Source organism: Mesorhizobium sp. CA6 (assembly GCF_020165035.1).
Taxonomy (GTDB): domain Bacteria; phylum Pseudomonadota; class Alphaproteobacteria; order Rhizobiales; family Rhizobiaceae; genus Mesorhizobium.
Genome location: NZ_JAIUHI010000013.1, coordinates 55,808 through 78,444, shown reverse-complemented (window position 1 = coordinate 78,444; position 22,637 = coordinate 55,808). Strand labels below are relative to the sequence as shown.

Sequence of the window (22,637 nt, the reverse complement as noted above, 5' to 3'; positions counted from 1 at the left end):
AAGGGAAGCGGCAATGACCGATGAACTCGATCGCGTGCGCGATCACTATCGCGCGACCGGCTTGACCGGTCGATTGAAGAACGCACTGGCGGTGTTTGGGCCTGAGCAACAGCGGCTGAAGCCCGAACAGCTGGCGACCCTCGACCAGTTCCATACCCGCGGGCTGGCCGCGACGGCGGAGCTCGCCGATCTTGCCGCCATCAAGGCCGATATCTCCGTGCTCGACGTCGGATCGGGCGTCGGCGGGCCGGCCAGGTTTCTTGCCGAGACCTATGGCTGCGCGGTGACCGGCGTCGATCTCAGCGAACCCTTCGTCGAGGCCGCGCGTTACCTGACCACGCGCACCGGCCAAGACGACAAAGTGTCGTTCGAAGCCGGCAGCGCGCTGGCGCTGCCTTTCGAAAACAGCCGTTTCGATGCCGCGCTCTTGCAGCATGTGGCGATGAACATCGCCGACCGGCCGTTGCTCTATCGCGAGATCAGGCGCGTGCTGAAACCGGGTGGAAAATTCGCGACCTTCGACGTCGTGCTCAATGGCGGCGATCCGCACTATCCGGTGCCCTGGGCGAAGACGCCGCGCGAAAGCTTCCTGCTGACGGCCGAGGCGACCTGCGAGGCGATCGAAGCCGCCGGCTTCGGCACGCTCGTCCGCCGCGACGACACGGCTGCCGCCAAGGCCTGGTTCGCCGAGCTCCGTGCCTCCGGCCCGCCGCCTTCGCTCAATCTCGGCGTCGTCATGGGCCAGGGTTTCGCCGATTTCGCCACCAATCTCGGGCGCAATCTCATGGAGGGACGGCTGGGCATTCTGACGGCAGTGTTCGAGGCGATTCCGGCCAAGGCTTGATAGGGGGCGAAGATGTCACCTGCGATGATCTTCAACATCCATCTCGTGCTCGGCTACGTGCCGTGGCTGCTTTGCTTCGCCGCCTATATCTGGCCAAGGCTGAGGTCGATGGAGCCGATAGAGGCGCAGCGCGCCATCGCAACGCTGCACAGCTTCCGCTTCTTCGGGCTCGTATTCCTCATCCCGGGCGTGGTCGGCCCCGACCTTGCACCTGCCTTCGCAAGCTTCGCCGCCTATGGCGACTTCGCCACCGGCTTGCTCGCCATGCTGGCGCTAATCACCGTGGCGAGGCCTGTGATCTTCTGGCCGCTGGTCGTCGCCTTTAACCTCGTAGGCGTGGTGGACATTGTCGGCGACTACTATCACGGCGTCGCGCTCGACCTTCCGGGCCATGCCGGACAGTTGGGCACGACCTATGCGATCCCGATCCTCTACGTGCCGCTTTTGATGGTCACGCATGTCGCGGCTTTCTATCTGCTGGCGCGTTCCAGGCGCCATCAGCTCACGGCGACTTAATAAACCGGTGTCGCCATATGCTTGGGCGCCGGCCATTCGTTCGTGATCTCGGGCTGCACCGGCCGCTCGAGATAGGTCGACAGCACCACATAGCTGCGCGTCGAGGTCACGCCGGGCGTGTCGTAGAGACGGGCCAGCAGGCCCTCCAGCGCGCGCGTGTCCTCGGTGCGCACCTTGAGCAGCATGCAGGTGTCGCCGGCGACCGTGTGGATCTCCTCGACCTCCGGATATTTGGAGACCGCCATCAGCTCCGGCGTCTTGCCCCAGCCCCTGGTGTCGATATGCACGAAGGCAAGCAGCGGCTTCTTCACCGCCCTCGGATCGATGATCGCCGATGTGGCGCGGATGGCGCCGCTGCGCTTCAGCCGCTTGACCCGCTCATGCGCCGCCGGCGGCGACAGGCCAACGCGTTCGCCGAGCTCGGCATAGCTGATGGTCGCGTCCTCGACGAGGACGCCTAATATCTTTCGGTCGATAGGGTCGACCTCCCGGGCCGGATGCTTGTTCCGCTGAATGTCATCTGTTTCTGTGTCCATATTGAAATTCTCCATTGATGCGGAATTTAATTCGGCCATTATGATGATATGTCGAACAGCAATCAATCAGTAATTATGACTGAGGCGCCGCGCGCGCCGATCCCGGCCACGGCCTATCTGCTGACCGGCTGCATCGCCGTCATCGGCTCCAATTCGCTTGTTCTCGGACCGATCGCGCCGGCCGTCGCGGCATCGTTCGGCGCCAGCGTGCCGGCGGTGATGACGGCCGCCGCCACCTTCGGCCTCGGCACGTCGGCCAGCGCGCTCTTCCTTGCCCGCTACATCGACCGGATCGGCGCGCGCCGCATGCTGCAGGGCGCGTTGCTGCTGCTGGCCATCGCGCTGGTCGCCAGCGCCCTGGCGCCGACGGTGACGATGCTGGTGGCCGCCCAGCTCGTCGCCGGCATTGCCGCCGGCATCGCCATGCCGGCGATCTATGCCAGCTCGGCCGCGATCGCGCCGCCCGGCCGCGAAAGCGGCACCATCGGGGTCGTGCTGACCGGCTGGACGCTTTCCATGGTCGCCGGCGTCTCGCTGTCGGCCGTGATTGCCGATCTTATCCACTGGCGCGCCGTCTTCGCGGCCGTTGCGCTGCTCGCAGGAGCGGCCGTTGCCGGCCTGGCGATGAGCTCGCTCCACGACACCGGGGAAAGCGGCCCTGCGCCGTCGCCGCTCGGCGCGCTCGCCGTTCCCGGCATCCTGCCGCTGCTCATTGCCTGCGGCGCCTTCATGACCGCCTTCTACGGCGTCTACGGCTATCTCGGCGATCATCTTCACCAAGCCCTCGGCGAGCCGGTCAGCGCCAACGGCCTGGCGGCGGTCGCCTACGGTCTCGGCTTCGGCGCGGCCGCCTTGCTCGACGGCGTCATCGACCGCCTCGGCGCCCGCCGCATCATGCCTTTCGCCTATCTTCTCGTCGCCGCCGTCTATGTCGCGATCGCGCTGGCAAGCGGCGGCTTCGGCCTGCTGATCGCGACGATCGCCGTCTGGGGCCTCGCCAACCATTTCGGGCTGAACGTGCTGGTCATGCGCCTCACCGCGCTCGACCCGGCGCGGCGCGGTACCATCATGGGCCTGAACAGCGCGGTTACCTATCTCGCCGTCACCGTCGGCACGGCAGGCTTCGGCCCGCTCTACACGAGCCTCGGCTTCGCCCACTGCGCCTTGATCGCCGCGGGATTGATGCTGGTGGCGGCGGGCGCAGCGGCTTGGCGGTCAGTCGGCCCGCGGTGACAGGCCTCAGTCTTCGCTTGCGGCCGGAATACTGTTTCGCACTTTTCCTGGAATTGCTCTAAGGCTGGCTTGCGAACCGGAGTCGCAGCCGATGAAGACGAGTCTCGAGATCACCGCCGAGCCCTCGCCGCAGGACCTCGCTTTCCTGGGCGCAAGCCTTACCGCTTTCAACGATGCCGATGTCGGAGCGTCAGGCCGAAAGTCGCTCGCGGTTTTCGTGCGCGGAAATACCGGCACCCTCGTTGCCGGTATTTCCGGCTACACCGCCTGGGGCTGGCTCTACGTGCAGTGGCTGTGGGTCGACGAAAGACTGCGCGGAAAAGGCATTGCCGCCGGCATGCTCGACGCGGCCGAACAGGAGGCTGCCGCGCGCGGCTGCCACAGCGCCTGGATCGACACTTTCAATCCGATCGCCGAGAAGGTTTACCGGCGCCAGGGCTATCAACCGTTCGGCACGCTGCCTGACTTCCCCATCGGCCGCAGCCGTGTCTTCCTGCAGAAGAAGCTGTCGGCCTGATCAGCCCGCCAGTTTTCCGCCGCGCATCGGCTTTGGCGCGCCGGTGGTGCTCGGAAAGCTGATCGGCAGGCCGCGCAGCACGCGCACGGCGAGGAAAGCAAAACACTCTGCTTCGACCGCGTCGCCCTTCCATCCGAGCGTCTCGGCCTGCACCACTTCGACGCCGGCGCGGCTCTCGAGCATTGCCATCATCGTTGGGTTGTGACGACCGCCGCCGCTGACCGCGAGCCGCTTCGGTCGACGCGGCAACAGGTCGAGCGCCTTGCCGACGGCCGAGACGGTGAAGGCGGTCAGCGTCGCAGCGCCGTCCTCGGCGTTCAGCCCTTCGGCCATCGCCGCGGTGAAGTCGAAGCGGTCGAGCGATTTCGGATAGGGCTTCGTCAGGTACGGATGCTGCAAGAGCCTGGCGAGCCGTTCCTCGTCGACCTTGCCTGCGGCGGCCAGCCTGCCGTCGCGGTCCATCTCGCCGAGGCCTTTCGACTTGATGAAATCGTTGACCGGCGCATTGGCCGGACCGGTGTCGAAGGCGACGATTGCGTCTTTGCCGTCCCACCATGTGATGTTGCCGACACCGCCGAGATTGAGCACCGCGGTGTCGCCGCTGTCGTCCGCCTCTTTAAGCAACGCGGCATGATAGGCGGCGGCCAAAGGCGCGCCTTGCCCGCCGGCCGCGACATCGGCCGAGCGGAAATCATAGGCGACCTTGGTGCCGAGCAGCGAGGCCATCAGCTCGCCATCGCCGAGCTGGCGGGTGCGGCCGATGCGCCCCGGCTGCGGGGCGCGATGCAGCACGGTCTGGCCGTGGAAGCCGACGACGCCGATATCGGCCATGCTCATCCCCTGGCTCTCGACCAGATCCCTGACCGCCGCCGATTGCGCGCGCGTCAGCGCCTCCTCGGCTTCGCGAAAAATCGCCGGCTCCGGCCCTTCGAAATTCCAGGCGCGCGCCTGGCGCAGCGTTTCTTCCAGCAGGGCGCGGATCGATTGCGGATAGGGGGCCAGCGTGTAGGTGCCGGTGTCGGCGATGCGCTCGCCGTCCGTCTTGATCAGCGCCACGTCGATATTGCCATCGAGTACCGTGCCGGTCATCAGGCCGACAGCCCAGATTGGTTCCATGGTCGTTCCTCGAATCGCCCTTCATTCACGTGTCGGACGGATCGGCCCGGCAGGCAAGTGTCTCGCTACACCCGAGCAGGCGGCGCATAGACCGACGGCTTTTTGCATCGAATGGTGAAAACGGAGCAACGCCGTTCTTGCCTCTCGGCGAAGAAGGCGCGAGGCTGCGAACAAGACCATCGGCCGGGCGACTGCCCGGATGGACTATCGCAAGGAGAAAATGCCATGGCAGCCAACGTCGCAGTGATCGCGGGCGCCGGTTCCGGGTTAAGCGCCTCACTGGCGCGACTTCTCGCCAAGCAGGATTTCCGTGTCGTCCTTGCCGCCCGCAACGTCGACAAACTGGCCGCGCTGGTCAAGGAAACCGGCGCGCAGGCCCTCGAAACAGACGTATCGGACGCAGCCTCCGTGGAGCGCCTCTTCGAGACGGCCGACAAGGCAGGTCCCCTCGAAATTGCCGTCTTCAACGCCAGCGGCCGCACGCGCGGCCCAATCGCCGAACTCGACGCGCAAGCGGTCAAGCAAGCCCTGCTCGTCGGCGCCTATGGTGGCTTCCTTGTCGGCCAGCAGGCGGCGCGCCGGCTTCTTGCACGTGGTTCCGGCTCGATCCTGTTCACCGGCGCCAGCGCAAGCCTGAAAGGGTTCTCCGGTTCCGCCGGTTTCGCCATGCCGAAATTCGGCCTGCGCGGGCTGGCGCAATCGATGGCACGCGAGCTCGGTCCGAAGAACATCCACGTCGCGCATTTCATCATCGACGGCCAGATCGAGCCGGCCGGGCAGGCGCCCGAGTCCGACCGGCCGGATCGTCGCCTCTCGCCCGATGCGATCGCCGAGACCTATCTCGCCGTCCATCGCCAGCATCGCAGCGCGTGGAGCTTCGAGGTCGAGCTGAGGCCCTGGGTCGAGACGTTCTGACGATCCCTCGCACGAACCGGACAACAACACGCCCCGTCGCGGACTCGTTTATTTTAGAAAGTCTGCATGTCTCCTGATGCCGTTTCAGCCGTCTGCAATGTAAAAAAGCGCAAAACAAAAGATACCTTTACTTAACTTCGGCGTGCATACTGCGCATCGGTCAGAATTGTTGTCCGGCTCTCCTGCACGATAGAGAAATGCGCATGCCGCTTACACGTCGCACGCTGTTTGCAGCCGGAGGCGGAGGGCTGCTGCTCGCGCAGGCGCAAGCCCTGGCCACGCCGGCCCAGGCGCAAGACGCTCCCAAACCCATCGTCAGCGACAACAAGCTACGCATCGCCATGCCGGCTTTCGCTTCCGATCCCTTCTTCCCGGCCGACGGCTCTGGGGACAGCGGCATCGATATGGACCTGGCGCGTGGCATAGCCGCGGAACTCGGCGTCGAACCGGTGTTCGACCGATCAGCCGGGACCTTCGACGCCATGGTGCAGCAGCTGACGTCCGGCCAGGCGGACCTGGCGGTCGGCAAGCTGAGCCGCACCCTCCGGCGCGGCCGCTCGATCCTCTATTCGCGGCCATACGCCATGCTGCACCAGGGGCTGCTGGCGAACCGCGTCAACCTGGCGCGCATCACGCAAGGCAAGCCGCCTGAGCAGATCATCCGCGACTTCTCCGGCGATCTCGGCGTGATCGAAGGCTCGTCCTTCGCCACCTACGCGGCCGCCACGTTTCCGCACGCGACGATCCAGCGCTTCGCCGGCTGGAACACGGTGATCGATGCGATCCGCAACGGCACGATCGACCTCGCCTATCGCGACGATTTCGAGATCAAGAAGCTGATGGTCGACGATCCGTCGATGACGGTGGTCGCGCGCTCGATCACGCTGACGGACAAGGTCGACACGATCGCGGTCGGCATCAGTCCGGACAACCCGCATCTTGCGGCGTTCGTCGATCTCTATCTCGATCTCGCGCGAGGCCAGCAGGTCCTCAACACCGACGAGATCATCGCGCGTTATCGCCAGGGGAGCAAAGCCTGACAATGGCTGTATCGGATGTAGCCGCAGCCATGCCTTTCGATTGGCGCCTGGCGGCAAAGCGCATCCTGCGCTCGCCGGCGACGACGATCATCATGATCCTGGCCGGGATCCTGTGCGGCCTCTATTACCCGGCCTTCGCCCATGCGATCAGCCCTGTCGCGCAGGTCTACCTGAATGTCCTCAAGATGGTCGTCCTGCCTTATCTGGTCTCGTCGGTGATCTTCTCCATCACCGCCATGGTCCAGGACCCGAAATCGGTCCGCTACCTCGGCAAGGTCGGCATAGCGGTACTGGTCGTGTCGTTCCTTGCCGTGCTGGTCAGCGGCACATATTCGCTGATCCTCAAGCCCGGCCAGATCGAGAACCCGCAGTCGCGTATCGAGCTCGGCGAGTTCATCAATTCGCAAGGCAGCGTCTCCACCGATCTCGCATTCCCCTTCCAGCCGCCGCCGTCGACCGGGGATCCGAACAGCGGACATTCGATCTTCCTGGATCTGGTGCCGAACAACGTCTTCAACGCGCTGGCCTCGGGCCAGACCATCCAGGTCCTGTTGTTCTGCCTGCTTTTCGGGCTCGCGATGGGCAAGATTCCCCAGCCCTCGTCGCTCAGCCTCTCACAGGCGCTCAACGCGGTGTACAAGGCCTGCACGGTGCTGACCAACTGGTTCGTCTGGGGATTGCCCTTCGCGACCTTCATCCTGATCGCCGACCAGACCGCGTCGACCGGCATCAAGCCGCTGATGCTGATGGGTGGCTACCTGCTGGTGATGGGCCTTTCCTGCGTGACATTCCTCGCCGGCGCGTTTGCCGTCATCGCCATACGCTCGCGGCGAAGCTACTGGGCCACGATCAAGACCCTTCAGCCGCTTCTGATGGTGGCCATCACAACGCGCTCCACGGTCGCCTCGCTGCCCTGGGTCATCAACCTTTTGACAGAGCGCCTGAGGTTCAATCTGGTGGTCGTCGAGCTGCTCGTGCCCCTGCAGGCTGCGCTTCTGCGAACCGGCCCGGCGCTGGTCTACACCTCGGGCGTCCTGTTCATCGCCCAGCTCTACGGCCATCCCCTGGCGATCCCGGACCTCTTGCTTGTCGGTGTCGTCTCCGCGCTTCTGGCGTTGACGACAGGCGGCATGGGCAGCCTGCTCATCCTGTCGCAGATGTCCATTGTCTGTGGCTATCTGAAGCTTCCCTTCGAGGCGGCGTTCGTCCTGTTCGTCGCGGTGGACGCGGCCGTGGACACGCTGATGACGCTGTCCAGCGTCTCCACCGTGGCCGCAAGCACGGCAATGATCGCGCCCAGCCATCGGGAAGCGGCGCAGGCTGCTGAAACCGTCGCGCAAGAGCTCGAAGCCGAGCCCGCCCGATGATCGACGACGGCATCCGTCCGCAGCTCGGCATCATCGGCGGTCTTGGGCCGCTCGCATCGGCCGACTTCTACTTTAAGCTGACCCGGATGACCGGGGCGCTGCGCGACAACGAGCATGTGCCTTCCGTCATCCTCAGCGTGCCGCAACTGCCTGACAGGACCGAAGCGATCCTGGCTGGTCATGACGGGCCGCTGGCGCCGCTGCAAGCTGCGGTCTCGACGCTCAACGCGCTCGGCGTTTCCTGTATCGCTATGCCCTGCAACACCGCCCATCATTGGTACGAAAAGCTGGCGGCGAACTCGCCAGCCGAGATCATCCACATCGGCGACGCGGTGGTGGCGGAGATCCGCCGGAGCCTGGACCGGGGCAGAGTTGCGAACCTCGCAACCCGGGGCACGCTTGCCTCCGGCTTTTATCAGGACAGGATTTCGCCGGCGGGGTTCGAGGTCTGCGTTCCGGCAGACGCGGAATTCCAGGAACGCGTCGACAGCGCGATCAATCTCGTAAAGGCAGGCTCGATTGCGGAAGCCGCGGCTGAGACTGAGCGCGCGCTCGATCTCGCGCAAATGGCCGGCGCCGATGTGGCACTTCTCGGCTGCACCGAACTGTCCGTGGTGGCCGCCAGCCTCAACGATCCGGCCGGAGTATTGGTCATCGACAGCAATGCGGCCCTGGCGCGGGCCTGCCTGACCCGATTGGGCTTTGCCACGCAGGAGGCGCGCGGCTTGCCGTCCGTCTCGTCGCTGCCGGGAGGCGACCGATTGCCCTTGCGCCTTGCCCGGCGCGCTTCATAGGCGCTGCCGCCTTTACGATATCGAACATCCGCTCAACGGGCGTGCTCCAAGTCATCAAATCTTTGAGAGAATATTTCCCGCACTCCGCTTCAGAGGAAATGCGCTTCTTTGCCCGATGAGGCAGCATTGATGATCCTGAAAACAAGGCTTCGCATTCCGCCAGGCCGAACTGATTTCAGGATTGCAAGGAACGCATCATGTCCGACGCTTCAAAGTCTCTCGTTACGTCAGTCACCAGGCGCGCCGGACTTGGCGTGCTTCTCGCCACGACATTGGCCGTCATCAGTCTTGGTGCGCCGTCGCCATCCTTCGGCGAGGACAAGAAGTCGATCAAGGTCGGCATCATCAGCGGTGAGGATGAGGATGTCTGGCGCGTCGTCACGGCCGAGGCGGCCAAGAAAGGGCTGACCATCGAGACCGTCGTCTTCAACGATTACACCCAGCCCAACGAGGCGCTGGACCGCGGCGAGATCGACGCCAATGCCTTCCAGCACAAGCCCTACCTCGACAACCAGATCAAGACGCAAGGCTACCACATCGTGCCGGTCGGCTATACCGGCGTCTGGCCGATCGGCCTTTATTCGAAGAAGCATGCCAAGGTCGCCGATTTGCCCGAAGGCGCGGTGATCGGCCTGCCGAATGATCCCTCCAACGAAGGGCGCGCACTGCATGTCCTGGAGCATGAAGGCCTGATCAAGCTCAAGGACGGCACGGGCATCCTGGCGACGACCGCCGACATTGCCGACAACCCGAAGAAGCTTGAGATCAAGGAACTCGACGCCGGCATCGTCGGCCGCTCGGTGGACGATCTCGACGCCGCCGTCGTCAACACCGACTGGGCGCTGAAGAGCGGCCTCGGCCCGGAAAACCGCATCGCGCAGGAGCCGGTGGCAGACAATCCCTATCGCAACTTCATCGCTGTCAAGGCGGGCAACGAGAACGAGCCATGGGTGAAGACGCTGGTCGCTTCCTACCAGAACGAAACGGTGAAGGCCGAATTCGACAAGGTCTACAAGGGCACCGGGATCAGCGCCTATTGATCGGCGCCTGGCTGCCAGAAATAGGCGGCCCGCTGCTGAGCGGGCCGCCGTCGCGTTTGCGCGGCACAGAAACGGACATGGAAATGAACCAGCATGTCACGGCCGAACGGGCCGATCCGATCCACATCCAGCCGACCGGGCGGGAAGACGTTGTCCGCCTCGTCGGCCTGAAGCGCCGCTTCGGCGCGACGCCGGCGCTCGACGGTGTGTCGCTGACCGTTCAGAAGGGCGAGATCCTCGGGATCATCGGCCGCAGCGGTGCCGGCAAGTCGACGCTGATCCGCTGTCTGAACGGGCTGGAGCGGCCCGATTCCGGCGAGGTCTTCATCGAGGGCCGCGAGATCAGCCGTCTCAGCGAACGCGAGTTGCAGCCGCTGCGCCGCCGCATCGGCATGGTTTTCCAGCACTTCAACCTTCTGTCGGCCAAGACCGTCGAGGAGAATGTCGCGTTGCCACTCAAGATCGAGGGCCGCCCGCGCGCCGAGCGTATGGCGCGCGCGGCCGAGCTGCTGCAATTGGTCGGCCTCTCGGAGAAGGCGAAGGCCTATCCGGCGTCGCTGTCGGGCGGACAAAAACAGCGCGTCGGCATCGCCAGGGCGCTCGCCGCGCGGCCGGCGCTGCTCTTGTCGGACGAGGCGACTTCGGCGCTCGATCCGGAGACGACGCGCTCGATCCTGGCGCTGCTTAAGGACATCAATTCCAGGCTCGGTCTCACAATCCTGCTCATCACCCACGAGATGGAGGTGATCCGTTCCATCGCCGACCGCGTGGCGGTGATCGATGCCGGCCGGATCGTCGAGGAAGGGGCCGTCTGGCAGGTCTTCGCCAATCCGAAATCGGAGATCACCCACAGCCTGCTCGGCAGCATCCGGCCGCAATTGCCGCCCGAGATCGCCGGCCGGCTGGCTCCGGGCGAAGGCGCCGAAACGATTCTCCGGATCGATGTGGCCGGCGAGGCAGCGCGCGGTGCTTTGCTTTCCGATCTTGCCGCAGCGGTGCCAGGCCAATTCCGCCTGGTGCAGGGCGGCGTCGATCATGTCCAAGGTCAGCCTGTCGGCACGCTGTTCCTGGCCGTTGCCGGCGCTGAAGCCGCGCATCTTGCGCGGGTGACGACATTCCTGAAGGACCGCGGCGCTCGGGTGGAGGTGCTTGGCCATGTCGCCGGTCCTGTTTGAACTCCTGCTTCGCTCGATCTGGGAAACGGTGCTGATGACCGGCGCGTCCGGTATCATATCGCTCGTCTTCGGCCTGCCGCTCGGCCTTGCCTTGGTCGCCACCGATCGCGGCGGCATCGCCGAGAGCCTTTGGGTCAACCGTACTCTCGGCGCCGTCATCAACGGCTTCCGGTCGGTTCCTTTCATCATTTTGCTGGTGGCGCTGATCCCGGTGACGCGGCTGATCGTCGGCACCTCGATCGGCACCTGGGCGGCGATCGTGCCGTTGTCGATCGCCGCCACGCCCTACTACGCCCGCATCGCCGAAGTGTCGCTGCGCGAGGTCGACCACGGGCTGATCGAGGCGGCGCGCGCCATGGGTGGTAATCGCTGGACGATCATCCGCGAGGTGCTGGTGCCGGAGGCGCTGCCCGGCATTGTGGCGGGCTTCACCGTGACGCTCGTGACGCTGGTCGGCGCGTCGGCCATGGCCGGCGCCATTGGCGCCGGCGGCCTCGGCGACCTTGCCATCCGCTACGGCTATCAGCGCTTCGAGACCAGCGTCATGGTTGCCGTGGTCGTCGTTCTCATCGTGCTGGTCTGCGGCATCCAGTGGATCGGCGACCGGCTCGTCGCGCGGCTGGATCATCGCTGACCGGGCGAGCAAGGGCGCCGGCGCGAACGCAATTTGCCGCAAAAGACGGGAATTGAGCGCCGGCTTGCTCCGTTTGCAACGAGATTGGGCGGTGCGTTTCTTCACCCGCAATGGCGCGCATGTCATCGTGCCGCGGGGTAGCTGGAGCAATTCGGGGAAAGTGCGCAGCGGTTTTCCGTCCGGAATCGCGAAAAACAAAGAGTTGGCGCCAAGAGGAGCCTGTCCATGGCAAGAATAATTCCGGTGCTCGATCTCGACCGCCTGGAGCAGGGCGCATCGGAACTGCGGACATTCTTGTTCGATCTGCGCACCGCCGCCCGCGATGTCGGTTTCTTCTATCTGAGCGGCCACGGCATCACCCAGCCGGAGATCGATGCGGTGCTGGGCGCCGCGCGTCGCTTCTTCGCCTTGCCGGAGGCCGACAAGCTCGACATCGAAATGGTGAAGTCGCCGCAGTTTCGCGGCTATACGCGCGCCGGCGGCGAGCTGACCAGGGGCAAGGCCGACTGGCGCGAGCAGCTCGACATCGGCGTCGAACGCGCGACCATTCCGCAAGGGCCAGGCGTGCCGGCCTGGACGCGGCTGCAGGGCCCGAACCAGTGGCCGGCCGCGCTCCCCGATCTCAAGCCCGCGCTGCTTGCCTGGCAGGCCAAGGCGACCGATGTGGCGATCCGGCTGCTGAAAGCCTTCGCGCTGTCGCTCGACCAGCCGGAGGACGCTTTCGATCCGATCTATCGCGGCGAACCGAACCATCGCATGAAGATCGTGCGCTATCCCGGCCGCAATGCCACCGGCGACGACCAGGGCGTCGGCGCGCATAAGGATGGCGGGTTTCTCACGCTTCTGCTGCAGGACGAGAACAAGGGCCTCCAGGTCGAATATGACGGCAGCTGGGTCGATGTCGACCCGATCCCGGGAACGCTCGTCGTCAACATCGGCGAGTTGCTGGAGCTCGCCTCGAACGGCTATCTCAGGGCAACCGTGCATCGCGTCGTCACGCCGCCGGCCGGCGTCGAACGCATTTCGGTGCCGTTCTTCTTCAGCGCCCGGCTCGATGCCATTATCCCGCTGCTCGACCTGCCCGAGGAGCTCGCGGCCGAAGCGCGCGGCCCGGCCAGCGATCCTGACAATCCGCTCTTCCGCAACGTCGGAACCAATGTGCTGAAAAGCCGCCTGCGGTCGCATCCCGACGTGGCGCGGCGTCACTATGCCGACCTTCTGGAAAAAGCAGCGGCCATCGGCTGACGATTTCGTTGGGTTTGAGCGAGATTTTTTCGCGTTTCCCGTCTTTTTTGGAATTCCGTTCGTGGAAAATATGCCGCTTCAGGCCCACATAGGAACCATCGCTCGGTGTTTTCCTCCCATTGCGCCGGGCGATGTTCCCCTCTGAAGGTTATGACCTTCATACTTTGGCCGGGCCGCTTTCGCGCCCGGCCTTTTTCTTATCTGCGTCGGGAATCCGCCGATCAGACCGGCGACGCGCTCGCCCTGCATTTGGATGTCGATCCCTTCACCGGCTCCGGTCCCGGTCGGCCGCCGCCGCTCGAATATTTCGCGCTCGAGCCTCAAGCGCGTTTTCCTCGCTATTCCATCCTGACATGAATGCGCGAACCGTTGTGTTACGGTGTTGGCGATGTTCACGGCATCCGCTCGGACCTGCCGTAAAGTGAAGAGGAGAGTTCGCCACGTCCAGGATCAGCCGCCGCGCCTTGCTTTTTCATTCCGGCTGCGCGGTCGTCGCCTCGACCGTCGCAGCAAACGGTCACAGCACGAAGGCGCCGAGGCGTGACCGGCAACCATCCGATGACCTGTTCGCCCTGATTGAGGCGCACAAGGCAGCGTACGCAGCGTTCGGCAAGGCCGTCCACAAAAGGGGCAGCCATAGCCGTGACCACATCGAGGCCGGGCGAGAGGAGGAGAGGGCGCTGCTGGCCATCTGCGCCTATCGGGCGGTCAAGCAAGGCGACCGCCTGGCCAAGGCCAGATATCTTTTGGAGGTCGAGGCGCGCGGCGAGCTCGACCTGCCAGAACATATGCAGGCCATTCTGCGCTCTACGGTGTGAAAGGCATGAGACTTCCAGCGCATAGACGTCGAACCCGCCGCAGTGCTGAAGGTTTTGGGGCTTACGATCATCTGTTCGCGACGAAGGTGCTGACGCGGCTCGGTGTGATGCAGCGACTGAAACGGCGTGGACTTAGCTCATCATCTTCGGCAATCCCGCCGCCAGCGCGTCGATGGCCAGCCGCACTTTCAGCGGCAGGTGCGGCGTCTGCAGCCAAAGCGCGTGGCAGTCATAGAGATAGTCGCGTCGCTCAGGCAGCAGGCGGACCAGTGTGCCGCCCTCGATGCGTTCACGCACCAGCCAGTATGGCAGCCAGGCCAGTCCCATGCCATCGGTTGCCGCATCGGCGATGGCGTCGAGGTCGTCGAGCCGCAGCCGGCCGGCGGGGGCGATCTGCGTCACCGAGTCATCGTCGCGCGTAAACAGCCATGGCTGCAGCACGTGGCCGAGCCGCCGGTAGATGATCGCCTGATGGCTGGCGATCTCTTCGGGCTGATGCGGTCGGCCGAAGCTTTCGATGTAGGACGGCGACGCGCAGACGATCATGCGCTGGCGCGCGACGCGGCGCGCGATGATGCCGGCCCTGTCGTCCAGCGTGCCGGTGCGGATCGCCAGGTCGAACCCGTCCTCGACGAGATCGGCGAAGCGATCGCTGAGCGACAGGTCCAATTCCAGCGTCGGATAACGCCGGGCCAGCTCGATTAGGATCGGCGTGACGCAGTGGCGACCGAAATGCGCCGGCATCGTCACGCGCAGTGTGCCGCGCGGCTCGGACAACTGATCGGCTGCCAAGGCATCGGCCGCTTGCACTTCGGCCAGCACGATGCGGCAGCGCTCGTAATAGGCGCGCCCGAAATCGGTCAGGCTCTGCCGGCGCGTGGTGCGGTTGATGAGCCGCATGCCGAGCCGCTCTTCGAGGAAGCGGACATGCTTGCCGACCATCGGCCCCGACAGGTCGAGCGCCGCCGCGGCGGCCGCGAACGAGCCGAGATCGACAGCCTTGACGAACACCTCCATGCTTTCGAGGCGATCCATATTCAAAACCAACCGTTTCGACTGTTCTGTCTGCGTGCAGATTTATCGGTTCTCGATACCGCTGCATAGTCCATTCCATCAGGTGGGTTTGGAGTTGCAGGATGACAAAGGTTGTTCGCTTTCACAGTCACGGCGGTCCCGAGGTGCTTCGCATCGAAGATATGGATGTTCCGTCGCCAGGCCCCGGCGAGGTGCGGATGCGCGTCAGGGCGCTGGGCTTGAACCGCGCCGAAGCCTTGATGCGCAACGGCTCTTACATCGAGACGCCGACGCTGCCATCGGGCCTCGGCCTCGAAGCGGCGGGGATCGTCGAGGCGGTGGAGCCGGCGTGGAAGTCTTCGCACTGGGCGATGCAGTCAGCATCATCCCGCCGCGCTCGATGGCGCGCTGGCCGGCCTATGGCCAGCTCGTGAATTTTCCCGCCGAGCTTGTGGTGAAACATCCGCCATCGCTTTCGTTCGAGGCCGCCGCCGCGACATGGATGCAATATCTCACCGCCTATGGCGCGCTGGTCGATATCGCGCGTCTCGGCCCTGACGAGCCTGTCGTCATCACCGCCGCGTCGAGCAGCGTCGGACTGGCCGCCATCCAGATCGCCAACAGAATTGGCGCGGTGCCGATCGCCGTCACCCGAACATCGGCCAAGAAGATGGCGCTGCTCGACGCCGGCGCGGCGCATGTGGTGGCCTCTGCCGAGGAGGATATTGAAGCGAGGCTGAGGGAGATAGCACCGCAAGGCGTGCGCGTCGTCCTCGACGCGGTCGGCGGCCCGATCTTCACGCCGCTTACGGCCGCCATGGCGCGCGGCGGCATTCTCATCGAATATGGCGGCCTCAGCCCCGAGCCGACGCCGTTCCCGCTGTTCGAGGTCCTGGCGAAGACGTTGACGCTGCGCGGCTACCTCGTCCACGAGATCACTGGTGATCCTGCCCGGCTTGAAGCCGCCAAGACCTTCATCCTCGGCGGCCTCGCCTCAGGCGCGCTGAAGCCGATTGTCGCCAGGACGTTTCCGTTCGAGGAGATCGCCGAAGCGCACCGCTTTCTGGAAGCAGGGGAACAGTTCGGCAAGATCGTGGTGACCGTTTGAGGCTCTCTTCAGCCGGAAAAGCGACTATCTGCTTGGCAAGCGGTGCTGCGTCGGGCCAAACTGGTCATTCCGCATGCCTGCCTCAAGGAGACTTCGAAAATGCCCGCCAATGTTTTTTCCGGCTGCATGCCGGCGCTGATGACGCCTTGCACCGATGACCGCCTTCCCGACTTCGACGCGCTGGTGCGCAAGGGACGCGAGCTGATCGCCGCCGGCATGTCGGCCGTCGTCTATTGCGGCTCCATGGGCGACTGGCCGCTGCTGACCGACGCGCAGCGCATGGAAGGCGTCGAGCGCCTGGTGAAGGCCGGCGTCCCGGTGATCGTCGGCACCGGCGCGGTCAACACCGCCAGCGCCGTGGCGCACGCCGCCCACGCGCAAAAGGTCGGCGCGCGGGGCCTGATGGTGATACCGCGCGTTCTGTCGCGCGGGCCGTCGGTGACGGCGCAGCGCCATCATTTCAAGGCGATCCTTGCCGCCGCGCCCCACCTGCCGGCCGTCATCTACAACAGCCCCTATTACGGCTTTGCCACGCGCGCCGATCTCTTCTTCGCGCTGCGCGCCGAGCATCCGAACCTGGTCGGCTTCAAGGAGTTCGGCGGCCCGGCGGATTTGCGCTACGCGGCGGAAAACATAACCAGCCGCGACGACGACGTTGCGCTGATGATCGGCGTCGACACCGCCGTCTTCCACGGCTTCGTCAATTGCGGAGCATCCGGCGCCATCACCGGCATAGGCAATGTCCTGCCGAAGGAAGTGCTGCATCTGGTGGGTCTCAGCCAAGCGGCGGCGCAAGGCGATGCCGAAGCGCGCCGGCTGGCGCAGGAGCTGGACGCGGCACTGGCCGTGCTGTCCTCTTTCGACGAGGGTCCGGACCTCGTGCTCTATTTCAAGCACATGATGGTGCTGAAGGGTAATCCCGAATACAGGCTGCACTTCAACGAGACGGATGCGCTGAGCGACAGCCAGCGCGGCTATGCCGAGCAGCAGCTCAAGCTATTCGACACCTGGTATGCCCAGTGGTCGAGGCAGCCCGTCATGGCAAGATACGCGGCCTGAGCCGATCGGTCCGGCACAAAATCTCCGGCGATCCAGGGCCTGTTTGACAGCTGCACCCCGTTCGGCCAAAGCCTCAATAGGCTGCGGCCGAGCCGGGCATGGCCTGAAGACGCTCGATGTCCTGACGGGGCGGGGCGCCGAACAGGCGCCGATATTCGCGGCTGAACTGGGACGGGCTGTCATAGCCGACCGCGAAACCGGCCGTGCCGGCGTTGGCCCCGTCGGCCAGCATCAGCCTTCGCGCTTCCTGCAGGCGTAGCTGCTTTTGATATTCCAGTGGAGTCATGCGCGTGATCGCCTTGAAGTGAGCATGAAACGACGACGCGCTCATGCCTGACGCCGCGGCAATCTCGTCGATCCGCAACTGCGCCTGGAAGCCGTTCCGAATCGTGGCGATCGCGCGGCTCACCTGGTTCAGGTGGCTGTCCACGGTTCCCATTTGACGAAGCGTTGCGCCATGCGGACCGGTAAGCAGACGGTAGAGGATTTCGCGCTCTATCAGCGGGGCCAGAACGTCGACGGTTTCGGGGCGATCGAGCAGCTTCACCAATCGGCTCGCGGCATCGATCAGGTCCGGGTCGCTTGGATAGACAGCAAGCACAGGCAAGTCCTTTTCGCCAGAAGCCCGCCGCTCCGTCACCAGCAGATCGGCAAGTGCCGCGAGGTCGAAGTCGATCTTGCAGCATAAATATGGTGCGGCCGGACTGGCCTCGAGAACATGGCCGACCAGAGGCAGGTCGACCGAAACAAGAAGATAGCTCGATGCATCATAGACCACGCTCTGGTCTGCCAGCGAGACGCGCTTCGACCCTTGGGCGATTATGCAAAGCGAAGCTTCATAGACCGCCGGCACCGGCGCGCTGGGCCGGTCGGCACGAATGAGCGTCAGCCGGGGGATCGCGGTGCCGGACATGCCTGAGTCCGGGGCATGCCGCGCAATCAGCCCGGCCAGTTCGGTGATTTTTTCCATGCCGCATAAATCTGCATGACGCGGAATGTTGCAAGGCTTGTCTGCCTCGTTTGGAGGATTGTGCAAACTCTTTGGACGATCGCGCTACCGGTCTTCGCCTGTGCGGCGCCATTTTCCATCCCGTCACCGCAAGCCAAAAAGGAACGATCATGACGGGACTGAAAGACAAGGTTGTACTCATCACCGGCGCATCGAGCGGCATCGGCGAAGCGACGGTGCGAGAGCTTGCCGCGGCCGGCGCCAGACTGTTCATCGGAGCCCGGCGCGCCGAGCGTCTGAAAGCGCTGGCCGAGGAAATCGGTGAACGCGTCGCCTGGCGCGAGCTCGACGTAACGGATGCCGAGAGCTTCGAGGCTTTCGCCGATGCCGCTCATGCCCAATTCGGGCAGATCGATGCGCTGGTCAACAATGCCGGCGTCATGCCGCTGTCGCCGCTTGTCGCGCTGAAGCGCGATGAGTGGGCGCGCATGATAAACGTCAACATCTTCGGCGTGCTGAACGGGATCGCTTCGGTGCTGCCGCGCTTCGTCGCGCAGAAAAACGCGCACATCGTCAATGTGGCGTCCGTCGGCGCGCATCTCGTGCTGCCCACCGCGGCGGTCTACTGTGGCACGAAATATGCGGTGTGGGCGATCACCGAAGGCCTGCGGCAGGAGCACGACGACATCCGCGCCACGATCATCTCGCCTGGGGTGACAGCGACCGAATTGGGCGACGACATCAGCGACCCGCAGGTGGCAGCGGCGTTGAAAGAGTGGCGGCAAAAGTCACTGAAGCCGGACGCCATTGCCCGCGCGATCCGCTTCGCGCTCGAACAGCCCGACGGCGTCGACGTCAACGAAGTGATCGTGCGCCCGACCGCCGCCAACATGTGAGTGAACGGCAGGGACTGGCAATGAACAGGCCGGAGCTTGTTGCCGGCCTGTTCGCATGCGCGGGTCAGGCGGCCTTGACCTTCAGGTCCTCCTCGCCGCGCACCATCCTGGTCACGCCGGCGAAGTCGAGCTTGCCGGAACCGAGCACCGGCACTTTCGCCACGACGCGCACTTCGGCCGGAACCATCAGGTCCATGGCCCCGTTCGCCTTGGCGAAGGCCAGGAAGTCGGCGCGGGTGGCGTTGGGCGCTTCCGTGATCAGGATCAGCTTCTCGCCCTTGCGCGCGTCGGGCAGCGTGGCGACGGCCGAAAGCGAGCCTTTCCAGAGTTCGCCGGCCAGCGCCTCCACCGCGGCCAGCGAGACCATCTCGCCGCCGATCTTGGCGAAGCGCTTGGCGCGGCCGCGGATCGAGATGAAGCCCGCGTCATCGACTGTCACGACGTCGCCGGTGTCGTGCCAGCCATCGGCGAGCGGCTCGATCACGCCCGGATTCTCGGTGCGCAGATAGCCGGCCATGACGTTCGGGCCGCGCACGAAGAGCCGGCCGCCTTCATCGACGCCGGGCACCGGCTGCAGCCGATACTCCATGCCGGGCATGATTTTACCGACGCTGCCCGACTTGTTGTACATCGGCGTGTTGATGGCGATCACCGGCGCGGTCTCGGTCACGCCATAGCCTTCCAGGATGCGCAGGCCGAATTTCTCCATATAGGTCGTGCGCGTGGCGGCCTTGACCGGCTCGGCGCCGGCGAAGCAGTAGCGCACCGAACGGAAGTCGTAAGGATGCGCCGTGCGGGCGTAGCCGGACAGGAACGTGTCGGTGCCGAAGATGATCGTCGCGTTCGACCCGTAGATCAGTTCCGGCACGATGCGGTAGTGCAGCGGCGAGGGGTAGAAATAGACCGGCACGCCGGAGATCAGCGGCAGCACCGTGCCCGCCGTCATGCCGAAGGAGTGGAAGATCGGCAGCACGTTGAACACCTTGTCGCCCGAATGGAAGTCGATGCGCGAGGCGGCCTGGGCGGCATTGGCCAGGATGTTGCGGTGGGTGAGCACCACGCCCTTGGGCGTGCCTTCCGAGCCCGAGGTGAACAGGATCGCGGCCGGATCGTCCGCCTTGCGCGCCACCCGCGGCGTCGCCTTGCGGAGCAGGCCGAGCAGCTTGTCCTTGAGGCCGATCGTGGCCCGCAGGTCGTCGAGCCAGACGATGTCGACCGAGCGGCCGATCTCCTCCACCACCGGCCCGAGCTTTGCCTGCTCGACGAAGGCGCGGGAGGTGAGCACGGTGCGCACCTCGGCTGCCTTGCAGGCCGACAGGATGTTCGCGGCGCCCGCGGTGAAGTTGATCATCGCCGGAACCTTGCCGGCTGACATCACGCCGAGCAGTGCCGCGCAGGCGCCGTTGGCGTTAGGCAGCATGATGCCCAATGTCTGCTGGCCGGCATAGAGATGCTCGAACTTCTCGCCGAGCACCGCGGCGGCCGTCAGCAGCTTGCCGTAGCTCAGCGACCCGGTAACCGGATCCTGCACGGCGAGCTCCTTCATGCCGCGCTCGTTGGCGGTCTCGATGATCTTCTCCAGTACCGTCTTGCCGATGTCCTGGGTGCGGAAGACCAAGTCCGACATCACCTGGTAGAGCGCGGAGCCGGCCGCGGCGCGACGCTGGCGGCCCTTCAGTTCCTGCGCGACTTCGAGCTTCACCGGCTCCAGTATGGTCACCTTGACCTTCGGGAACAGGCGGCGGCGCACATGCTGCGAGGTCAGCCGCGAGAAGTAGCTCTTCTCCAGCCCCTCGATGCGCACCGGCACCACCATCGAGCTGGTCTTGTCGGCCACCATGGCCGCGCCGTCATAGACCTTCATCAGACCGCCGGTGACAGTGATGCGGCCTTCCGGGAAGATGACCAGCGGATCGCCGCCCTGCACGATCTTGATCAGTGTGCGGGTCGACATAGGTTTCGCGGGATTGAGCGGCAGCGCGCGAGCAAGCTTCATGAACGGCTTCATCCACCACGCCTGTGCGATCGTATAGTCGATGGCGAAGACTGGTTCCTCGTCGGTCAGGGTCAGCGCCAGCGGGCCGTCGAGGAAGCTGACATGGTTGAGCGCCAAGATCGGCGCCTTGCCGGCCGCCTTGAGGTTTTCGATGCCCTCGATCTCCAGGCGCAGGAAGGCGCGGAAGAGGATAGAGACGAAGTCGCGGAAGGGGTTGGTCGGCAGATATTTCAGCATCAGCCAGGCGGCGACGGCGTTGGCCGCGACGAGGCCGAACAGGATGCCGGCGATCGAGACGCCCGCAGCCTGGATGGCCGCGACGAGAATGCCGCCGACGGTCATGAAGCCCGCATTGACGATGCTGACGGCGGCGACGACGCGGGCGCGGCGCGCTTCCGGCGACCAGGCCTGCACGGCGGCGAAGGTCGGCACCACCAGGAAGGCGGCGGCAATGGCCATGCCGGCGAGGTCGATGGCGACGCGGATGGTATTCGGGCCGGCGAAGAAGGCGGCAAGCGTCTCGGCCTTGGGCGAAGGCTGCATGCTGCCGATGGTCCAGGCAAGATGCAGGCCGAACAGCGCCAGCAGCGCGGTGCCGACCGGCGCCGGCAGCAGCACCATTCGTCCTTGCGACATCCAGGCGGCGATGGCCGAGCCGATGGCGATCGAGACGGCGAACACGGCGAGATAGGCGGTGACGGCGATCTCGTCGCCGCCGAGCGAATCCTTGATCAGCGTCGGCAGGATCGAAAGCACGATGGCGCCGACCAGCCAGAACCAGGAGGTCATCAGGCCGGCACGCCAGATGCGCGTGTCGGTGCGCAAGTCGGCGACCTGCCGCCAGGTCGAGCGGAAGATGTTCTTGTCGATGGCAAGGTTGGGCGCGGCCGAACCGGTGGACGGTATATAGTGGCTGACGAACCAGCAGCCGACGGCCAGCGCCATCATGATCGGTCCGAACACCCAAACGCCGATGCCGTCGGCGGAGACGACGCCGCCGGCGATAGTGCCGCCGAGGATCGCTGCGAAGGTGGCCGACTCGATCCAGGCATTGGCCTTGGGCAGTTCCTTGCGCTCGAGATGATCCGGCAGGATGCCGTATTTGATCGGCCCGAACAGCGCCGAGATGGTGCCGAACATCAACAGCGCCGTCATCAGCACCGGGATCGACGACAGCGCGATGCCGGCGACGGCGACGGCGGCCGCGGCGATCTCGGTGAACTTCAGCCGCCGCGCGATCAGCGCCTTGTCGAAGCGGTCGGCGATCTCGCCGCCAAGCGCCGACAGCAGCAGGAAGGGCGCCATGAAGACAGCCCCCGCCAGCGTCACCAGCGACGCGGCCTGGTCCTTGGCAAGCGTGAACAGAATGAGGAACACCAGCGTGTTCTTCAGGAAATTGTCGTTGAAGGCTGAGAGGAATTGTGTCCAGAAGAGAGGCGCGAAGCGCCGCGACATCATCAGATGGGTGTTCATGGCAATTTCCATTGGGCAAGGCCGGCTGGCAATCCGATTGGACTGAGCGGACAGTTGCGCGGTTTGAGCCTTGTTTATCGGGAAGCCGTTAAACTTCGTTACTGCGATTCAATCCAATCCATTTGTTTCTTGTTCTTGGCGCCTGGAATCTGTCGTCCACGATCGGCCTCCAGGCCTTCCAGGCGCTTGACTGTTTGCGGGCTTGGCTGTCGGCGAGCATCGATATGATCCTTTCGTTTCAGCGTTAAGCCGGATGGGCGCCGGTCTGTTTCAGGCCGGATACATTGCCTTGAACGCTGTTCACGGATGCACTATAGCACATCGTGAACGACGTTCAAGAGCAAAATGAACA

20 protein-coding genes and 1 pseudogene are annotated in these 22,637 nt (G+C 64.8%); 16 read left to right on the top strand and 5 right to left on the bottom strand.

The genetic code is table 11. From position 1 onward, the window contains the following. Window positions 1–13 precede the first annotated feature (13 nt). The gene (locus tag LB526_RS20090) at window positions 14–844 is read left to right on the top strand and encodes a class I SAM-dependent methyltransferase (RefSeq protein ID WP_224629409.1); all 831 of its coding nucleotides are present in this window, start codon (window positions 14–16) and stop codon (window positions 842–844) included. A gap of 12 nt (window positions 845–856) precedes the next feature. Continuing rightward, on the top strand, window positions 857–1,360 hold the full coding sequence (locus tag LB526_RS20085) for a hypothetical protein (protein ID WP_224629408.1): 504 nt from the start codon (window positions 857–859) through the stop codon (window positions 1,358–1,360). On the opposite strand, the gene LB526_RS20080 is transcribed toward LB526_RS20085, so the two are convergent. Then, a complete protein-coding gene (locus LB526_RS20080) occupies window positions 1,357–1,896 on the bottom strand; it encodes an Lrp/AsnC family transcriptional regulator (RefSeq protein ID WP_140785449.1) in 540 nt (179 codons plus the stop codon). The two genes, LB526_RS20085 and LB526_RS20080, sit on opposite strands and share 4 nt — an antisense overlap. Before the next feature lie 48 nt (window positions 1,897–1,944). Here LB526_RS20080 and LB526_RS20075 point away from each other — a divergent pair, with 48 nt between their 5' ends. Both LB526_RS20075 and LB526_RS20070 read left to right on the top strand, forming a co-directional pair. After that, on the top strand, window positions 1,945–3,129 hold the full coding sequence (locus LB526_RS20075) for an MFS transporter (protein WP_224629406.1): 1,185 nt from the start codon (window positions 1,945–1,947) through the stop codon (window positions 3,127–3,129). Between the two features lie 91 nt (window positions 3,130–3,220). Further along, window positions 3,221–3,646: a GNAT family N-acetyltransferase gene (locus LB526_RS20070; protein ID WP_224629405.1), complete on the top strand. Its 426-nt coding sequence runs from the start codon at window positions 3,221–3,223 to the stop codon at window positions 3,644–3,646. On the opposite strand, the gene LB526_RS20065 is transcribed toward LB526_RS20070, so the two are convergent. Beyond that, on the bottom strand, window positions 3,647–4,762 hold the full coding sequence (locus tag LB526_RS20065; RefSeq protein WP_224629403.1) for an anhydro-N-acetylmuramic acid kinase: 1,116 nt from the start codon (window positions 4,760–4,762) through the stop codon (window positions 3,647–3,649). A gap of 225 nt (window positions 4,763–4,987) precedes the next feature. Here LB526_RS20065 and LB526_RS20060 point away from each other — a divergent pair, with 225 nt between their 5' ends. The 9 genes from LB526_RS20060 to LB526_RS20020 all read left to right on the top strand — a co-directional run bounded on the left by LB526_RS20060 (window position 4,988) and on the right by LB526_RS20020 (window position 13,790). Continuing rightward, window positions 4,988–5,677 carry an SDR family NAD(P)-dependent oxidoreductase gene (locus LB526_RS20060; protein WP_224527819.1) on the top strand — a complete coding sequence of 230 codons (690 nt, stop codon included), beginning with the start codon at window positions 4,988–4,990 and terminating at the stop codon, window positions 5,675–5,677. 203 nt (window positions 5,678–5,880) lie between these two features. After that, on the top strand, window positions 5,881–6,717 hold the full coding sequence (locus LB526_RS20055; RefSeq protein WP_224629401.1) for a substrate-binding periplasmic protein: 837 nt from the start codon (window positions 5,881–5,883) through the stop codon (window positions 6,715–6,717). A 2-nt stretch (window positions 6,718–6,719) separates the two neighbouring features. Further along, window positions 6,720–8,084 carry a dicarboxylate/amino acid:cation symporter gene (locus LB526_RS20050; protein ID WP_224629395.1) on the top strand — a complete coding sequence of 455 codons (1,365 nt, stop codon included), beginning with the start codon at window positions 6,720–6,722 and terminating at the stop codon, window positions 8,082–8,084. Further along, entirely contained in the window at window positions 8,081–8,878 is a 798-nt protein-coding gene (locus LB526_RS20045) for an aspartate/glutamate racemase family protein (RefSeq protein WP_224629393.1), read from the top strand. The genes LB526_RS20050 and LB526_RS20045 overlap by 4 nt, the downstream gene beginning before the upstream one ends. 197 nt (window positions 8,879–9,075) lie before the next feature. Further along, the gene (locus tag LB526_RS20040; RefSeq protein WP_224527832.1) at window positions 9,076–9,918 is read left to right on the top strand and encodes a MetQ/NlpA family lipoprotein; all 843 of its coding nucleotides are present in this window, start codon (window positions 9,076–9,078) and stop codon (window positions 9,916–9,918) included. Window positions 9,919–10,001: 83 nt separating this feature from the next. Further along, window positions 10,002–11,093: a methionine ABC transporter ATP-binding protein gene (locus tag LB526_RS20035; protein WP_224629391.1), complete on the top strand. Its 1,092-nt coding sequence runs from the start codon at window positions 10,002–10,004 to the stop codon at window positions 11,091–11,093. Continuing rightward, window positions 11,074–11,727, top strand: coding sequence for a methionine ABC transporter permease (locus LB526_RS20030; RefSeq protein ID WP_140844297.1), 654 nt, complete (start codon window positions 11,074–11,076; stop codon window positions 11,725–11,727). The genes LB526_RS20035 and LB526_RS20030 overlap by 20 nt, the downstream gene beginning before the upstream one ends. A gap of 225 nt (window positions 11,728–11,952) precedes the next feature. Next, complete coding sequence (locus LB526_RS20025; protein WP_224629389.1) at window positions 11,953–12,972, top strand: isopenicillin N synthase family dioxygenase; 1,020 nt, start codon at window positions 11,953–11,955, stop codon at window positions 12,970–12,972. 464 nt (window positions 12,973–13,436) lie between these two features. Then, entirely contained in the window at window positions 13,437–13,790 is a 354-nt protein-coding gene (locus tag LB526_RS20020) for a hypothetical protein (RefSeq protein WP_224629388.1), read from the top strand. Window positions 13,791–13,922: 132 nt separating this feature from the next. Here the strand turns inward: LB526_RS20020 and LB526_RS20015 are convergent, their stop codons facing one another. Further along, window positions 13,923–14,825, bottom strand: coding sequence for a LysR family transcriptional regulator (locus tag LB526_RS20015; protein ID WP_224629387.1), 903 nt, complete (start codon window positions 14,823–14,825; stop codon window positions 13,923–13,925). Window positions 14,826–14,926: 101 nt separating this feature from the next. Between LB526_RS20015 and LB526_RS20010 the strand changes: the two are divergent. Both LB526_RS20010 and LB526_RS20005 read left to right on the top strand, forming a co-directional pair. Then, a pseudogene (locus tag LB526_RS20010) lies at window positions 14,927–15,912 on the top strand (zinc-dependent alcohol dehydrogenase family protein). 99 nt (window positions 15,913–16,011) lie between these two features. After that, the gene (locus LB526_RS20005) at window positions 16,012–16,971 is read left to right on the top strand and encodes a dihydrodipicolinate synthase family protein (protein WP_224629385.1); all 960 of its coding nucleotides are present in this window, start codon (window positions 16,012–16,014) and stop codon (window positions 16,969–16,971) included. Between the two features lie 73 nt (window positions 16,972–17,044). Here the strand turns inward: LB526_RS20005 and LB526_RS20000 are convergent, their stop codons facing one another. Continuing rightward, the gene (locus LB526_RS20000; protein ID WP_224629383.1) at window positions 17,045–17,941 is read right to left on the bottom strand and encodes an AraC family transcriptional regulator; all 897 of its coding nucleotides are present in this window, start codon (window positions 17,939–17,941) and stop codon (window positions 17,045–17,047) included. Between the two features lie 149 nt (window positions 17,942–18,090). Between LB526_RS20000 and LB526_RS19995 the strand changes: the two genes are divergently transcribed. Then, window positions 18,091–18,816 carry an SDR family oxidoreductase gene (locus LB526_RS19995; protein ID WP_224629381.1) on the top strand — a complete coding sequence of 242 codons (726 nt, stop codon included), beginning with the start codon at window positions 18,091–18,093 and terminating at the stop codon, window positions 18,814–18,816. A 64-nt stretch (window positions 18,817–18,880) separates the two neighbouring features. Here the strand turns inward: LB526_RS19995 and LB526_RS19990 are convergent, their stop codons facing one another. Then, the gene (locus LB526_RS19990; RefSeq protein ID WP_224629379.1) at window positions 18,881–22,285 is read right to left on the bottom strand and encodes an acyl-[ACP]--phospholipid O-acyltransferase; all 3,405 of its coding nucleotides are present in this window, start codon (window positions 22,283–22,285) and stop codon (window positions 18,881–18,883) included. Window positions 22,286–22,637 lie beyond the last annotated feature (352 nt).

Coding starts and splice junctions, on each gene's coding strand:
- LB526_RS20090 (WP_224629409.1), top strand. CDS start 14: ATGACCGATGAACTCGATCGCGTGCGCGATCACTATCGCGCGACCGGC.
- LB526_RS20085 (WP_224629408.1), top strand. CDS start 857: ATGTCACCTGCGATGATCTTCAACATCCATCTCGTGCTCGGCTACGTG.
- LB526_RS20080 (WP_140785449.1), bottom strand. CDS start 1,896: ATGGACACAGAAACAGATGACATTCAGCGGAACAAGCATCCGGCCCGG.
- LB526_RS20075 (WP_224629406.1), top strand. CDS start 1,945: ATGTCGAACAGCAATCAATCAGTAATTATGACTGAGGCGCCGCGCGCG.
- LB526_RS20070 (WP_224629405.1), top strand. CDS start 3,221: ATGAAGACGAGTCTCGAGATCACCGCCGAGCCCTCGCCGCAGGACCTC.
- LB526_RS20065 (WP_224629403.1), bottom strand. CDS start 4,762: ATGGAACCAATCTGGGCTGTCGGCCTGATGACCGGCACGGTACTCGAT.
- LB526_RS20060 (WP_224527819.1), top strand. CDS start 4,988: ATGGCAGCCAACGTCGCAGTGATCGCGGGCGCCGGTTCCGGGTTAAGC.
- LB526_RS20055 (WP_224629401.1), top strand. CDS start 5,881: ATGCCGCTTACACGTCGCACGCTGTTTGCAGCCGGAGGCGGAGGGCTG.
- LB526_RS20050 (WP_224629395.1), top strand. CDS start 6,720: ATGGCTGTATCGGATGTAGCCGCAGCCATGCCTTTCGATTGGCGCCTG.
- LB526_RS20045 (WP_224629393.1), top strand. CDS start 8,081: ATGATCGACGACGGCATCCGTCCGCAGCTCGGCATCATCGGCGGTCTT.
- LB526_RS20040 (WP_224527832.1), top strand. CDS start 9,076: ATGTCCGACGCTTCAAAGTCTCTCGTTACGTCAGTCACCAGGCGCGCC.
- LB526_RS20035 (WP_224629391.1), top strand. CDS start 10,002: ATGAACCAGCATGTCACGGCCGAACGGGCCGATCCGATCCACATCCAG.
- LB526_RS20030 (WP_140844297.1), top strand. CDS start 11,074: ATGTCGCCGGTCCTGTTTGAACTCCTGCTTCGCTCGATCTGGGAAACG.
- LB526_RS20025 (WP_224629389.1), top strand. CDS start 11,953: ATGGCAAGAATAATTCCGGTGCTCGATCTCGACCGCCTGGAGCAGGGC.
- LB526_RS20015 (WP_224629387.1), bottom strand. CDS start 14,825: ATGGATCGCCTCGAAAGCATGGAGGTGTTCGTCAAGGCTGTCGATCTC.
- LB526_RS20005 (WP_224629385.1), top strand. CDS start 16,012: ATGCCCGCCAATGTTTTTTCCGGCTGCATGCCGGCGCTGATGACGCCT.
- LB526_RS20000 (WP_224629383.1), bottom strand. CDS start 17,941: ATGGAAAAAATCACCGAACTGGCCGGGCTGATTGCGCGGCATGCCCCG.
- LB526_RS19995 (WP_224629381.1), top strand. CDS start 18,091: ATGACGGGACTGAAAGACAAGGTTGTACTCATCACCGGCGCATCGAGC.
- LB526_RS19990 (WP_224629379.1), bottom strand. CDS start 22,285: ATGAACACCCATCTGATGATGTCGCGGCGCTTCGCGCCTCTCTTCTGG.